11 protein-coding genes are annotated in these 14,744 nt (G+C 44.4%); 5 read left to right on the top strand and 6 right to left on the bottom strand.

Annotated features, from left to right (window positions below; genetic code table 11):
* Positions 1-29: 29 nt before the first annotated feature.
* Both DL796_RS00600 and DL796_RS00605 read right to left on the bottom strand, forming a co-directional pair.
* The gene (locus DL796_RS00600; protein WP_227592917.1) at positions 30-2,510 is read right to left on the bottom strand and encodes an ABC transporter permease; all 2,481 of its coding nucleotides are present in this window, start codon (positions 2,508-2,510) and stop codon (positions 30-32) included.
* Positions 2,511-2,521: 11 nt separating this feature from the next.
* Positions 2,522-3,223, bottom strand: coding sequence for an ABC transporter ATP-binding protein (locus tag DL796_RS00605; RefSeq protein ID WP_110198975.1), 702 nt, complete (start codon positions 3,221-3,223; stop codon positions 2,522-2,524).
* 53 nt (positions 3,224-3,276) lie between these two features.
* Between DL796_RS00605 and DL796_RS00610 the strand changes: the two genes are divergently transcribed.
* Entirely contained in the window at positions 3,277-3,924 is a 648-nt protein-coding gene (locus DL796_RS00610) for an arylesterase (protein ID WP_110198977.1), read from the top strand.
* A 551-nt stretch (positions 3,925-4,475) separates the two neighbouring features.
* Here the strand turns inward: DL796_RS00610 and DL796_RS00615 are convergent.
* Positions 4,476-5,150 (bottom strand): OmpW/AlkL family protein, encoded by a 675-nt coding sequence (locus DL796_RS00615; RefSeq protein ID WP_110198979.1) that lies wholly within the window; start codon positions 5,148-5,150, stop codon positions 4,476-4,478.
* Positions 5,151-5,327: 177 nt separating this feature from the next.
* The gene (locus DL796_RS00620; RefSeq protein WP_110198981.1) at positions 5,328-6,536 is read right to left on the bottom strand and encodes an aspartate aminotransferase family protein; all 1,209 of its coding nucleotides are present in this window, start codon (positions 6,534-6,536) and stop codon (positions 5,328-5,330) included.
* 232 nt (positions 6,537-6,768) lie between these two features.
* Between DL796_RS00620 and astA the strand changes: the two genes are divergently transcribed.
* The 3 genes from astA to astB are packed head-to-tail and all read left to right on the top strand — an operon-like array spanning position 6,769 to position 10,661.
* Positions 6,769-7,818 (top strand): arginine N-succinyltransferase, encoded by a 1,050-nt coding sequence (gene astA, locus DL796_RS00625; protein WP_110198983.1) that lies wholly within the window; start codon positions 6,769-6,771, stop codon positions 7,816-7,818.
* A gap of 15 nt (positions 7,819-7,833) precedes the next feature.
* Positions 7,834-9,300, top strand: a complete 1,467-nt coding sequence (gene astD, locus DL796_RS00630) for a succinylglutamate-semialdehyde dehydrogenase (protein ID WP_110198985.1) — start codon at positions 7,834-7,836, stop codon at positions 9,298-9,300.
* Complete coding sequence (astB, locus tag DL796_RS00635; RefSeq protein ID WP_110198987.1) at positions 9,300-10,661, top strand: N-succinylarginine dihydrolase; 1,362 nt, start codon at positions 9,300-9,302, stop codon at positions 10,659-10,661. Before astD ends, astB begins: the two co-directional genes overlap by 1 nt.
* Before the next feature lie 58 nt (positions 10,662-10,719).
* Here the strand turns inward: astB and DL796_RS00640 are convergent, their stop codons facing one another.
* Positions 10,720-12,711 (bottom strand): TonB family protein, encoded by a 1,992-nt coding sequence (locus DL796_RS00640; RefSeq protein WP_110198989.1) that lies wholly within the window; start codon positions 12,709-12,711, stop codon positions 10,720-10,722.
* Positions 12,704-13,126, bottom strand: coding sequence for a BlaI/MecI/CopY family transcriptional regulator (locus tag DL796_RS00645; RefSeq protein ID WP_110198991.1), 423 nt, complete (start codon positions 13,124-13,126; stop codon positions 12,704-12,706). The genes DL796_RS00640 and DL796_RS00645 overlap by 8 nt, the downstream gene beginning before the upstream one ends.
* A 257-nt stretch (positions 13,127-13,383) precedes the next feature.
* Here DL796_RS00645 and DL796_RS00650 point away from each other — a divergent pair, with 257 nt between their 5' ends.
* A complete protein-coding gene (locus DL796_RS00650; protein ID WP_110198993.1) occupies positions 13,384-14,694 on the top strand; it encodes a dicarboxylate/amino acid:cation symporter in 1,311 nt (436 codons plus the stop codon).
* Positions 14,695-14,744 lie beyond the last annotated feature (50 nt).

Below are 14,744 nucleotides of genomic sequence, written 5' to 3' on the forward strand. Positions count from 1 at the left end.
TAGGTTTTGAGCGGGCTAAAGAGTACTTTTTATAATTCTCTTAAAACTTGATGGGCTGGCTGATTCAAGAGATGTTTTAACCCCAACCAACCAACGACTCCGATAAAGCTGACGCTAATTAAAGGAACAACTAGCCAGTACCAAGGGTGTAGCACAAGTTCGATATTAAAGGCTTGTGAATACAGTATATTGACTAGGATTTCACCGCCAATAACACCTAGCACCCCAGAGAATAGTCCCAGCAACGCTAGCTCCGCCAGAATACTCGCTCGAATAAATTTCTTCCTCGCACCCAATGCTTTCAATAGTGTGGCTGACAATAAACGCTCTTCGCGGCTCACCTGTAATACCGCGTACAGCACAGCAACTCCGGCCAACAACACAAAGAGCATAATAAACTCGACCGCCATGGTGACTTGATTCAGGATTGACTGAACCTGCGCCATAATGGCATCGAGCTCGATAATGGTGACCGTCGGCATCGCTTTCAAGATCTGGTTGAGAACATTTTTATCCTCAAGCGGCAAATAAAAACTAGTGATATAGCTCGCAGGGAATTCATCCAAGGTGCCTGGTTCAAAAATAATAAAGAAGTTGGGTTGGAAAGAATCCCACTGGATTGAACGAAGGTTAGTGATCTCACCCTCAATTTCTAATCTACCAATGGAAAAAGTTAAAACATCGCCCAACTCCAAACCTAAACGTTCGGCCAGTTCTTCACCCACAGAAATCTCAGTTCGCCCATCGTCAGCACTGGCTTCAGACCACCACTGTCCTTTGGTCACTTCGTTCGCTTCTGGAACTTCGGTAGTCCAGGTTAAATTCAGCTCTCGCCTAACCGCTCCAGTGCGCTGCTGATTTTCATCTAGCGCTTCTTCTAGCGTCATATCATTCAAGCCTACTACACGCCCACGCACCATCGGATATATCCCCTCAGTGCTGACATTGTTTTCTTTGAGTAGGCTCTCTAAAGGCTCGACTTCTTGTTCTTGGACATTAATTAAAAAGTGGTTTGGTGCATTTTCTGGAAGCTGGCTTTGCCACTCGCTTAGCAATTCACTGCGCAATAGCACCGTGGATAGCATGATGATAAAAGCCAAGCCAAAAGCGCTGATCTGGCTGATAGTAAAAGCTGGATACTGTTTTAGTTGGCCGACGCCAAAGCGCACAGCCAATGAACCACGCTTTCCGAGCCACACGCCAATTTTGAAAATAAACCAAGCGATTAAGCGGATTAACAAATAGGTCACCACCGCCACAGCTAATAAAATACCCACTAGCAATAGCGAATTACTTTGCCACCACATCAACAGCGCCATGACACCGATTGATAGTAGATAAATAACCCAACTCGACATGGCGCGAGGGAGTAACTCTTTACGCAATACCCGTAACGGCGGCACTTTAGCAATTTGTAAAAACGCCGGTAGAGCAAAACCCAACAAAACAACTAGGCCGCTTAAGGCGCCTGTAATCACTGGCGCTAAACCAATCCCTACCATGGGTTGTGGCAACACGTCAGAGAATTGATTAATGATCAACGACTGAAGACCAAGCCCTAATGCTAGACCTAGCCCAGAACCTATCAGGCCAATCATCAATAGTTGCCATAGATAAAGTTTGTGAACCTGCCGAATTTGCATGCCTAAACAACGATAAATCGCCGAGTAGTCGAAATGACGCTGGCTGTAGCGACCAGCCGCCACCGCAATTGCGACACCCGCCAGCACTACTGAAATTAAACTTGCCAAACGCAAGAACGTTTCTGCACGTGCAAGCGCCGCCTTAAGAGCAGGCGTGCCTTCTTTTCCGCCGGTGATCCTTTGAGTCGAGTTCTTTTGTTCTTTTAACCATTGTATATAGGGCTCACGAACGGCGGGCTCACCTGCAATAAAGAGTGTATGACTGAGGCGACTGCCTTCTTGAACAATGTTCGCTTTCTTAACGTCTTCAAGATTGATTAGAACTTTGGGCGCAATATTGAACACTTCGCTGGCTTGCCCTGGCGCTGCTACAATAACACCATCAACGGTCAGTTGAATCGAGCCGAAATCAATCTTATCGCCAACTTCAACCCCTAAAACGCCTAAAATTCTTGGTTCTAACCAGATAGTTCCAGCCTTCGGTTGCGCTTGTTGCACCACACCTTGAGTAAAAGGTTTCTCGGCTATTTCGATAGTACCTTTTAAAGGGAATTTACCACCTAATGCCCTGACGCTAACCAGTTGAAAGTTATTACCGCTCGACAACACAGTAGCGAAAGACTGTGAACGCGTGATATCCAATCCATCGCTTAAGCCTCGCTCAATCCACTCTGGCTCAACCGGTCGTGGTGATTCAAAAGTATAGTCCGCGCCTAAAAACTCGCTGCTTTGCTCGCCCATGGCTCGATGCACACGATCGGTAATCGAGCCAATAGCTACCATCGCCATCACGGCAATGGTCAAGGCAAATAACAAAACCTTAACTTCGCCAGCATTCCAGTCGCGGCGGAACGTTCTAAACGCCATTCGCAACATAATTACAGCTCCGCAGTTTTGTCTAAGACCGCCTTGGAGGCTTCATCAGCCACCACTTTACCGCCCTCTAGGCGCACAATACGCTGGCAGCGCTCGGCAAGACGGTTATCGTGCGTTACTAACACTAAGGTTGTGCCCAACTGCTTATTCAAATCGAACAATAAATCACTAATTTTATCGCCGTTCTCACTATCAAGGTTACCCGTTGGCTCATCGGCAAAGAGGATTTTCGGCTCGCTGGCAAAAGCCCTTGCGATGGCGACTCGCTGCTGCTCACCACCCGACAACTGGTTCGGATAATGCTGCAAACGTTCCTTTAAACCTACTTTCTCTAATAACTCTGTGGCGCGTTCTTTTGCTCGCTTTTGCTCTTTAAGCTCAATCGGAAGCATGACGTTTTCTAAAGCACTTAAGCCTGGTAGCAAGTGAAACGATTGAAACACAAAGCCTACGTGTTGTGAGCGAACGGCGGCGCGCTGATCTTCATCCAACTGGTGCAAAGGCTCTTCTGCTAAGTGAACTTCGCCACTAGTTGGCAGGTCCAAACCCGCCAGCAACGACAACAATGTTGACTTGCCTGAACCCGAAACTCCAACAATCGCTACAGTATCTTGTTCATTTACGGTTAAACTAACGTCAGATAGAATGGTCAAACCTTGACCTTGTGAGTTAACAGTTTTCGTTAATTCTTTAGTTCGTAGCATAGTGATCAATAAACCTTGAGATAATGAATTTTATAATTAATAGCAAACTTACCATGTTTAAAAAACTTTTTGCCCAATATTTGTTTCCAGTTGTTACAGCCCTGACTTTGATGCTGGCGCTTCCAGCCCAGGCAGAGACGACTGAACAAGGTAAAATACTTGTCTTAGGCGATAGCTTAAGTTCCGGCTATAACTTTAGCCCTGATAAAACATGGGTAGCTTTATTAGACAAAAAGCTGAGTGAAGAAAACATCAATTACAAAGTCATTAATAGCAGCATCAGTGGCGATACGACGACTCAAGGTTTACAGCGATTGCCTAAATTGCTCGAAGTGCATCAGCCAGATGTGGTGATTATTGAGCTTGGTGGTAACGATGGTATTCGTGGCATTCCACCCAAAAGCATTAAAAACAACCTTGATAAACTGGTCAAGATGTCCAAACAATCAGGCGCAGAGGTTTTATTGCTTGGACTGCGCATTTTCCCGAACTATGGCCAACGTTACGCTGATGCTTTTTTTAACAACTACCAGAAAATCGCTGACAGCAATGAAGTTGCTCTTGTGCCCTTCTTTTTAGAAAACGTCGGTGGCAAAGACGAACTGATGCAAGATGACGGTATTCACCCCAACGAAAAAGCACAACCGATTCTGTTAGACAACGTCTGGCCGAAAGTGCAGGAAGTTTTGAAAAGCGAATAGAATATTGTGGTCATTCTTATAACAACCAAAAATGGCTACAATGAGTTGGAGCCTGTAATACTGACAAGGTAGCATCCTGTATGGATAGCCTCTAATGTGATTTCTGAGTTGAAGGTACAAAGTTTAAGGCAACAAGGTATTGATTTAACTACATATGACTTTGATGCAATCACAGTGAACTGTGATTCAATTAATAATTGTATTGAAGATATATCACTACATCACCCTAATACAAAAATCTAGATTGAGTACACTGGATCCCGCGGTTAAACGACCGAAGGAAGTGCCTATGGTGCCGCGGGATGACAAAACTAAATTCATAGCACCAGTTACCCATAATATTGAGCTGAACTACCCAAAAAATATAGCAAGCAAAATCAGGACGATTTTGCTAAGAGTTTCCAGCACATGGAAGTGCTGTAAACTCTGATGCGTTAAGTATTTCTAGGGTAATTCAGGAAGTCATGCTTGCATGACCTCAATATTGGGGTGTCTTTTCTTTTGATTCGTTTTCTTTGGACAAGCAAAGAAAATGAACAAACAGTAATACGTTAAAAACGCCAAGCAAACCCTAACATCGCTACCCAAGGATCAATGTCTACATTAACTGTAGTAGCTGTGGCACCGTCAACGATCACATCAGCCTCAGTATCAATATCCACATACCAAAGACCAGCGTTAATAAACCAATCATCACCAACTTTCCAATCAGCACCAATCTGGCCAGCTAACCCTACTGAGTTATCCAGTGATAATTTAACATCGCTAGAACCTAGCGCTGTTTTTAATTCAGGGGATGCAGTTTCGTCCATAAACAAGGTGTAATTTACCCCTAGTCCGAAATATGGGTTGAAAACATCGCCTTCAATCTCAGGGTAATACTGGAATGAAACTGTTGGTGGCAGATGTTTAGTAGAACCAATAGGCAAACCTGATAGGCTGCCTGTGCCTTTAATATCATGCTCAAATGGTAGCGCAGCGAGAACCTCTAAGCCCCAACGATCGCTTAGCATCCAGGTACCACTAAAACCCAAACCTGTAGCAGAGTCGACAGTAACACCATCATCAGTACCCAAGACATTCGAACTATTATCGTTTGGGCTAACGTGGGCTGCACCAACCCTTAAAATGAAGTCTCCTTCTTTGTGCGCTATTGCTTCCATAGCGCCAAGTGAAAGAACCGAGCCAACTGCTAGTACTGTGAACTTTTTAGACCATTGAATCATTGTCATTACCTTACTATTGATTGAATAATTGGTATAAGAATAATGACCTTCCAACACATCAATATTGACCCAGATCAATATCTGGATAACCTTTATCACAGGCTCAACTCTATTTGACTTAGATCAAAAAAAGGCTCCACTAAGGAGCCTTTTTCAGATCACTTTGGATTACAAGAGTTAGCCAACCAACTCTGCAATACCTTTTTCGAAGCGCGCTAGGCCTTCTTCGATATCAGCGTCAGTAATTGTGGCTGCAGGTGCAAAGCGTACAACGTCTGCGCCAGCTACTAGGCACATTACACCGTTCGCCCAACCAGCTTCTAGGAATTTACGTGCTTTTCCTTTCCACTCGTCAGATAGTACCGCGCCTAACAACATGCCTTTACCACGAACTTCTGAGAATACGCCGTATTTCTCACCGATCGCTTCAAGCCCACTTTTAATCTTAGCGCTTTGCTCTTTAACCTGAGTCATCATTTCAGGCGTGTTAATCGCTTCTAGAACCGCTAGCGATACCGCACAACCTAATGGGTTACCACCGTAAGTACTACCGTGAGTACCTGGAACTAGGCTCGCTGCAATCTTAGTCGTCGTCAACATAGCGCCGATTGGGAAACCACCGCCCATTGATTTAGCTGTCGTTAAGATGTCTGGAGTAACGCCCATGCTCATGTAAGCATATAAGTCGCCAGTACGACCAAAGCCCGTTTGAACTTCATCGAACACTAGCAATGCGTTGTGCTTGTCACACAGCTCACGAACTACTTTGACGAACTCTGGGTCGGCTGGGATGATACCGCCTTCACCTTGAATCGGCTCCATAACAACGGCACAGGTTTTGTCCGAAATTAGTGCTTTGAACGATTCAATGTTGTTGTATTCTGTGTGCAATATACCGCCCGGAAGTGGCTCGAAACCTTCTGTGTATTTTGGCTGACCACCGACACAAACGGTGAACAATGTACGACCGTGGAAAGACTTAGTGAAAGATATGATTTCGCTTTTTTCTGCACCAAAGTTATCGTGGGCATAACGACGAGCAAGCTTAAATGCCGCTTCATTCGCTTCACCACCAGAGTTAGCGAAGAATACTTTGTCTGCGAACGTTGCTTTCGTCAGTTCGTCAGCAAGCTTTAACGCTGGCTTGTTAGTAAATACGTTACTCAAGTGCCAGATTTTGTCAGCTTGGTCTTTAAGCGCTTTAACCATTCCTGGGTGGTTATGACCAAGGATGCTTACCGCGATACCGCCAGCAAAATCTACGTATTCATTGCCGTTCTGATCCCATACTCGCGAACCTTCTCCACGCTCCGGTAGAATTTCTGAAGGATTATAGTTTGGAACCATGACCTCATCGAAGGTCGCTCTAGTATAGTTGTCGGACATAAAAACCCCTTTATTTGTCTAAGCTGACAATTTCAGCTTTGCATATTCATCAAAGTTAAGGCGGACATGATCCCTTTTTTAAAGTCAAAATTCCAGCCTTTGCTGGAAAAATCCTGCCTTTTCCTTCAAAATAGCTCTTTTACTCGGGTGAACTTTTCGTCTATCATCCGCACTCTCTATTTTCAAATACTAAACGATATTGTACTAATATAAGGATTTAGGCCGCACTGTTATGGTAATTCGCCCAGCACAAAGCACTGATTTAGAAGACATTTTAGAGTTAGCCGCCAGCGCTGGCACAGGGTTAACGACTCTACCGAATAATCCCGAGACGATTTCTAAAAAGATCGAAAACTCGCGGAAGGCGCTTGCGCAAGACGTTAAGCAGCCTGGCTCAGATTATTATTTCTTTGTGCTAGAAGACCTTGAAGAAAGAAAAGTTATCGGCACGAGCGCCCTAGTATCGGCGGTAGGATTAGACGACGCCTTCTTTAGCTACAAACTGGGTACACAAGTTAGCGTTAGTCCTGAGCTTGGTGTCTATAATCACCACAAAATCCTTACCTTAGGCAATGATTACACCGGCGCTACCGAGATCGCCACACTATTCTTAGCAGAAGGTCATCGCGGTGGCCACAATGGTCACTTACTCTCCAAATCGCGTTTTCTATTCTTAGCAGATCACCCTGAACGTTTTTCAGACAAGGTCATTGCTGAAATGCGCGGTTATTCAGATGACAATGGCTACTCGCCGTTTTGGGAAGCCTTAGGTAAGCGCTTCTTTAAAATGGACTTCGCTAAAGCTGATGCGGTTCGAGGCTTAGGAAGCACAACCTTTATCTCAGAATTAATGCCAAAGTACCCTATTTATGTGGATATGCTGCCAGAAGAAGCACGAGCCGTCATCGGCCGTGTTCACCCAGATACAGCTCCAGCGCTTTCACTTTTAAAGAAAGAAGGCTTTACCCATCAGAACTACGTCGACATCTTTGATGGCGGCCCAACGGTTGAAGTTCAGAGAAATGCCATCAGAACTGTAGCTCATAGTCACATTGTTGAGCTGGTTGCTGGTGAACTCAGCGGCAATACCTTGCCAATTATGATTAGCAACCGTAAATTAAGGGACTATCGATGCACCGTGGCGCAAAGTCGCCTCGAGGGTGAGCAGTTAATGATCCCACAGTCCTCAATTGACGCGCTTGGTTTAAGCGCTGGTGATACAGTTAGAGCCGTAGAGCTATTTGATAAACGCAGATCGCTACGCTCGAAAAAAACTCAATAAATTCAGGTTTATTATATGTTGCATAAGAACTTATTCATTAATAATCAATGGCTTGCTGGTGAAGGCGAGTCTTTCAAATCCATAAACCCTGCTGATGGTAGCACTGTTTGGGAGTCGACTAGCGCGACTGCCGATCAAGTCAACGACGCTATTATGGCCGCACAAAAAGCAGGCTGGGAATGGAGCCAGTACAGTCTTGATGACCGTATTGCCATCATCAAGAAGTTTGAGCAACTGGTTAGAGACAATAAAGAAAAAATTGCCGAGTTAATTTCACAAGAAACGGGTAAACCTTTCTGGGAAACCTTAACCGAAGCAGGCGCAATGGCGGGCAAAATTGATATTTCTATTAAAGCTTACCATGAGCGTACCGGCGTCAAAGAAACTGAAACAGCCTCAGGCCAAACCGCTGTGCGCCATAAGCCACACGGTGTTTTAGCCGTATTTGGTCCTTATAACTTCCCTGCGCACTTGCCGAACGGTCACATCGTTCCAGCACTAATTGCAGGTAACACTATCGTCTTTAAACCAAGCGAGTTGACTCCAGCCGTAGCTGAGCTCACCATTCGCTTGTGGGAAGCTGCCGGCTTGCCAGAAGGCGTCATCAACCTTGTACAAGGTGAAGTTGAAACAGGTATCGCCTTAGCCAACCACCCTCAAGTCGACGGAATTCTGTTCACCGGTAGTGAGACTGTTGGTAAGATTTTACACAGACAGCTTGGCGGCGAGCCAGGCAAAGTCTTAGCGCTAGAAATGGGCGGCAACAACCCATTAATCGTAGGCGAGATTAACGATGTAAACGGTGCCGTTTACCATACGATCCAATCAGCATTTATCTCAGCGGGGCAGCGTTGTACGTGTGCACGTCGCTTGTTCATCCCTAAAACTAGCGAAGGCGATATCTTCCTAGAAAAGCTGACTGAAGCGACAGCCAATATCCGCGTAAGCCACTATAACGACGATAACCAACCATTCATGGGGCCTGTGGTTTCAGAAAAAGCCGCACTAGATTTATTAGCCGCCCAAGATAAGTTATTGGCGAAAGGCGCGAAAGCACTCGTTAAGATGGAGCACCTTGAAAAAGGTACTGGTTTTGTAAACCCAGCTATCTTAGACGTCACTGGCGTAGAGCTAGAAGACGAAGAATACTTTGGTCCACTACTACAAGTGATCCGTTATGATGAATTTGAAGACGCGATTGTTGAAGGTAACAACACTCGCTTTGGTTTGTCAGCAGGTTTACTAAGCGATAACAGAGCCCAATTCGACGAATTCTATACGAAAATTCGCGCGGGCATCGTAAATTGGAATAACCAAACGACAGGTGCCGCTGGCACTGCACCGTTTGGTGGGGTAGGTAATTCAGGCAACCATAAGCCAAGCGCTTATTACGCAGCAGACTACTGTGCGTATCCGGTTGCATCAATCGAGAACAACGCATGTTCTTTACCTGAAAACCTAACACCAGGGGTAAAACTTTAATGAGCAATAAGGCTTTTGAGTTTAACTTTGATGGCCTCGTAGGGCCAACGCATAATTATGCGGGTTTGTCGCACGGTAACGTTGCCTCAACGTCCAACGCAAACCTAGTAGCAAAACCTAAAGAAGCTGCCAAGCAAGGTCTGGCTAAGATGAAAGCCTTGCATGACATGGGCTTAAAGCAAGGCGTGTTAGCGCCTATGGAGCGTCCTGACGTCCATACATTGCGTAAACTAGGTTTTACTGGTAGTGATGCTCAAGTTATTATCAAAGCCTCTAAACAAGCTCCTAAGGTCCTTGCAGCTTGTAGTTCAGCGTCTAGTATGTGGACTGCAAATGCCTGTACTATGGCGCCATCGAGCGACACTGGCGACGGTAAAGCCCACTTCACACCTGCCAATCTAGCCAACAAGTTTCACCGCTCGATTGAACACGCCACAACAGGTCGTATTTTGCAGGCTATGTTCAAAGATGACAATCACTTTGTCCACCACCCTGCTTTGCCTATGGGCGATCATTTTGGTGACGAAGGAGCGGCTAACCACACCCGTTTTGTCGACATCAACGCCGAGAAAGGTTATGGCAAGAAAGGCTTACACTTTTTCGTCTACGGTAAGCATGCCTTCGATAACACTAAACCTGCGCCACACAAATACCCTGCCCGTCAAAGCTTTGAAGCTTCCCAAGCGATTTCACGCTTGCACAAGCTCGATATGGACAACACGGTTTTTGCACAGCAGAACCCTCATGTCATTGATAAAGGCGTGTTCCATAACGACGTCATCGCGGTAGGTAACGGCAACGTATTATTCGCTCACCAAAAAGCTTTCTTAAACCAAATGCAGGTTTATACCGATCTTGAGCAAGCTTTTGACGGCGAAGAGTTTCACGTGGTTGAAGTGGGTGCTAACGATGTATCGGTTGAAGACGCGGTTAAGTCCTACCTATTTAACAGCCAGCTTATCACTAAAGATAATGGTGACATGGCGATTATCGCACCAGGCGAATGTGAAACGATTCCTGCGGTTAAAGAATATCTCGACTGGTTAGTTGAGCAAGAGACACCAATTAAAGAAGTGAAAATCTTCGACGTTAAACAATCGATGCAAAACGGCGGCGGTCCTGCGTGTTTACGCCAACGAGTTGTGCTTAATGAGTCTGAAATCTCTGCCATGAACCAGAATGTATTGATGACAGATGAGTTATTTGCAGAGCTTAATACTTGGGTTGATAAGCACTACCGTGAGACTCTGGAAGAAGACGATCTGGCCGATCCAAGCTTACTGACTGAGTCGCGTACTGCTTTAGATGAGCTTACTCAGATTTTAAACCTAGGTTCTGTATATCCTTTCCAGCTGGATTAAACTTTTACTCTTTGCATAAAAAGCCCGCTTAACTGCGGGCTTTTTTGTGGAGCGATCTTTATCCTGAAATATCTTTAGAATCTAAAGCAAACTTCATCTTATATTCCATATCGGTTTTACCATAGTCTTTTTCATCGAATGTCCACTTTTTAACCGCCTCAATAGCATCTTTATTGAATAAACCGTTATTACTGGCCTCGACCACACGAATGTTGGTCGCCTTACCTTGGTCATTAACATCGAATGATAAGTCCACATAACCTTCGATACCTTGCTCAAGGGCAGCCTGTGGATATTTAGCAGGAGTTTGCTCTAGAAGGCTCAAGGAAGGAGCTTTCGGGCTCTTTCCTGGTTTAGCTGGCTTAGCAGGCTTAGGTGGTAGAGGTGGCGTCGGAATACTTTCGACTTTTTCATCAAAATAAGCTTTTTCCGCCGCTGTCATGGCACGCTTTTTGCCATTTTCTTCAACACTATAGTCACCGTCTACATTGCTATAAACTTTACCGCTATCGTCTTCTAACTTAATAACGTGGCTACTATGAACATCTGCGCCAACATGCTCGTCATGTTTTAGCTTTTTAACTTTATAGACATGCTTATTGTCAGAGCCATCCTTCATCGCCAAACGCTTTTTGCGAATTTCAACCTTAGCTTTTTCGAGTCCTTGCTTCGCTTTTTCGATATCGACTTTGATATTCACCTTCTTACCATCAAATTGCTTCCGAGCTTGCTCTAAGCTTTTGCGAACATGTTTTAGTTGCTCTTCGCTTAGCTCACCGTTTTTAAACTCCAGTTCGATTTCACGCTCAGCTTCAGCAATTGCTTCATGCGCATGCTCCATTTCTTTGTGCGCTAACTCAATCTCTTCGGTATGGAGTTCGAGCTCTTCTTGAGCACTCTCGATTTCTTTCTCTATCATGATCAACTCTTGCTCAGAAAGCTCAAGCTCTTTCATGGTGGCTTCATGCTTACGTTCAAAAGCAGCGCGTTCAGCCGCGGTCATTTCACGGCGATCTCCATTTTTCTCAATATAGTATTTATCGTTTTCTTGAATATAAGTAACACCATCCTCATCAATCAGCTCGAGCATGACTTCTTCATTCTTGATGACAGTTTTTTCGTGAACCTCTTTGTTAGCAGCATAAACCGCGCAACAACTCAGCACGAGACCCGCGCCTAACGTTAACGCAGCCTTACCTTTGCGATTAATGGGTTTAGTAATATTCATAATACGTTCCTCAAGTTGGTTAAAAACCTTCCAAGAGCAAAGCAGACTTACAGAATGAGTGGCAGAAACTGTTGAAAGCAAAGCATGACCATAATCTTTAGTTCTCGATTGACTGGTTTTATTGAGCACCAGATAATCACAGAACAACTCCTGATCATGGCGGAAATTTTTTCGAGCAATATAGATAAGCGGGTTAAACCATCCAATACAGACTAAGATATCCCACAGTAAATTTAACCACAGATGCTTTTGTTTAATATGCTGCTCTTCATGCTCGATAATAAGTTGCATCTGTTGCACAGTAAGTTGCTTGGCAACGTGGGTCGGGAAGTAGATCTTAGGCTTTATAAAGCCATATACAGCGGGCGACATCTCTTTGCTAGTGACAGCAACCACCTGGTATCGACGCGCCTCAAACAACTCCGCACCAGCGAGCTCTGACAAGGGTCGCTCAATTTTTTTCAAATCTTTTCGTAACTCGATATGCTGAATAATCAATCTCAGCAATAGTAATGTGGTGCCCGTCAGCCATATAGCTCCTAGCCACCAGTAATTCTGTAAGGTTTCCACGGGCTTAATAATCATGGCACTAACCGCTTCGCCGATATAACTCGAATCTACGCTCGAGAAATCCAGTGAAGCGATGACTTTAGCTAAAACAAACCCCACAGGGATCGCTAGCCACAACAAATAAGAGTTATAACTTTTTGTGGTTTTTCGGATGAAAAATCGAACCAATAATACGGTTAAAACAATAACACTGAGATCAAGGTTAAAGTTCCAGAAAGTATCCAGCCAGCCATTGAACTGTAGATCAATCATCTTTCAGCTCCTTTATAACCTTTTCGTCCCTGACGTTCTTCGTAGACTGGTCACGTTCAGAGTCATTTAACAAGCCTTTTAAATAATCCAACTCGTCCGTGGATAATTGTTTGTTTTCCACGAAGGTAGCCAACAACTCTTTCATGTTGCCTTTAAAAACTTTATCTAAGAACCCTTCACTTTCATCAGCTAGGAACTCATCACGCTCTATGGCGGGAGAATACAAATAGCGACGGCCGTCTTTTTGAAACGACACAACGCCTTTTTTTACTAAACGATTAAGAAAGGTTTTAACGGTTTTCTCGCTCCAATCTTGCGATTGTAGCTTTTCAACCACTTCAACACTTGATAATGGAGATTCCTGCCACAGAACGTCCATCACACTTTTTTCTGCTTCACTCACTCTGATTGTCATACTCGACTCATATCAGTTAATTAAGTTATTTAACGATTACAAATGTAATCATGCGTTTTAGATTACACCTGTAATCGTATCCCGTCAAGAATAAATTTCATTCAATTTATTATGGTTGGAAAACTTCCTTTGAGTAATACATTGGTACAATCATTGCTTTATACTGCGAGAGACATAGCTGAATACCCTGACTTAAATTTGCAGTTTTTGGCACAATGACTTAGAGTTCACTACTTCTTAAACAATAGATTAAAACAATGAATTTAAGCGTCAAAATCCTAATTTTTATGCTTGTGGGTGCCGTAGTGGGGGTGCTTTTCTTGCAGTTTGGTGGCTATCAATGTGCTAGCGACCTTTCAAAGGCAGAGTGTCAGACAATACAACAAGGTAGCTGGGCTTATACTTATTTCGTAGAAGGCCTTTTCAATGTTGGTGGTAGCCTCTTCATTAATGCCTTGAAAATGCTAATGGTTCCACTGGTTCTTGTGTCATTAGTATGTGGCGTTTGTTCCTTAGCAGATCCTTCAAAGCTCGGACGTTTAAGCCTAAAATCTATTGGCCTTTATTTATTAACTACAGCTATTGCGTTAACTCTGGCGCTAACTCTAGCTTCTATTTTCCAACCAGGCATCGGCATGCCGGTAGGTGATGCCACTTTTGATGCAAGTAGTAAACCACCACTTACGGATGTTCTGATTAATATTGTTCCAACCAACCCGTTCGAAGCGATGGTTAAAGCTAATATGCTGCAAATCATTGTTTTTGCAATTTTAGTTGGCCTAGCGATTACCCTATCAGGTGAACAAGGTAAGCGAATCGGCAATTGGTTCGAGGATGCGAATAAGGTTGTTATGGAACTGGTTAACATCGTCATGAAGTTCGCGCCTTACGGTGTTTTCTTCTTGATTGCAAAAACCTTTGCTACTTTCCCCTTCTCCGACTTGGCTGAAGGGTTAGGCGGATATTTCGCCTTGGTGATTGGAGGCTTAATACTCCACGCACTTTTGACTTACAGCGTATTAATCGCAATATTCGCACGTTTAAACCCCATCAACTTCTTTAAAGGCATGTGGCCTGCAATGATTACCGCATTCGGTACTTCGAGCAGCAATGCGACACTGCCAGTGACTATGCGTTGCGCTGAAAGTAACCTTGGCATCCATAAAAACACTTTCTCTTTTACGCTGCCACTGGGTGCTACTATCAACATGGATGGCACAGCGATCATGCAAGGTATCGCGACGCTATTTATCGCACAAGCATACGGCGTGGATTTAAGCATGGCGCAGTTGTTAACCGTAGTCTTAACAGCCACCTTGGCCTCAATCGGAACTGCTGGCGTGCCAAGCGTTGGCCTGATTCTACTGGCGGGCGTACTGACTCAGGTAAACTTACCGGTTGAAGCGATTGGTATGATTTTAGGTATCGACCGCTTGTTAGATATGACGCGAACTGCGGTTAATATTACCGGTGATGCTGCTGTCACCACAATCGTCGCCAAATCTGAAGGTGAAATCGACATCGACACCTTCAACGACACCAGTAATAGAAGTAACTTCGACGATTAATAAACAAGTTTTTCTGAGACTCAACTAAAAAAGACACTCATCATCGAGTG

The sequence above is a fragment of the Kangiella spongicola genome (genome assembly GCF_003194565.2).
GTDB classification, from domain to species: Bacteria; Pseudomonadota; Gammaproteobacteria; order Enterobacterales; family Kangiellaceae; genus Kangiella; species Kangiella spongicola.

What these genes read in the sequence shown, in the direction of transcription:
- DL796_RS00600 (WP_227592917.1), bottom strand. Translation starts at nt 2,510, where the DNA reads ATGGCGTTTAGAACGTTCCGCCGCGACTGGAATGCTGGCGAAGTTAAG.
- DL796_RS00605 (WP_110198975.1), bottom strand. Translation starts at nt 3,223, where the DNA reads ATGCTACGAACTAAAGAATTAACGAAAACTGTTAACTCACAAGGTCAA.
- DL796_RS00610 (WP_110198977.1), top strand. Translation starts at nt 3,277, where the DNA reads ATGTTTAAAAAACTTTTTGCCCAATATTTGTTTCCAGTTGTTACAGCC.
- DL796_RS00615 (WP_110198979.1), bottom strand. Translation starts at nt 5,150, where the DNA reads ATGATTCAATGGTCTAAAAAGTTCACAGTACTAGCAGTTGGCTCGGTT.
- DL796_RS00620 (WP_110198981.1), bottom strand. Translation starts at nt 6,536, where the DNA reads ATGTCCGACAACTATACTAGAGCGACCTTCGATGAGGTCATGGTTCCA.
- astA (WP_110198983.1), top strand. Translation starts at nt 6,769, where the DNA reads ATGGTAATTCGCCCAGCACAAAGCACTGATTTAGAAGACATTTTAGAG.
- astD (WP_110198985.1), top strand. Translation starts at nt 7,834, where the DNA reads ATGTTGCATAAGAACTTATTCATTAATAATCAATGGCTTGCTGGTGAA.
- astB (WP_110198987.1), top strand. Translation starts at nt 9,300, where the DNA reads ATGAGCAATAAGGCTTTTGAGTTTAACTTTGATGGCCTCGTAGGGCCA.
- DL796_RS00640 (WP_110198989.1), bottom strand. Translation starts at nt 12,711, where the DNA reads ATGATTGATCTACAGTTCAATGGCTGGCTGGATACTTTCTGGAACTTT.
- DL796_RS00645 (WP_110198991.1), bottom strand. Translation starts at nt 13,126, where the DNA reads ATGACAATCAGAGTGAGTGAAGCAGAAAAAAGTGTGATGGACGTTCTG.
- DL796_RS00650 (WP_110198993.1), top strand. Translation starts at nt 13,384, where the DNA reads ATGAATTTAAGCGTCAAAATCCTAATTTTTATGCTTGTGGGTGCCGTA.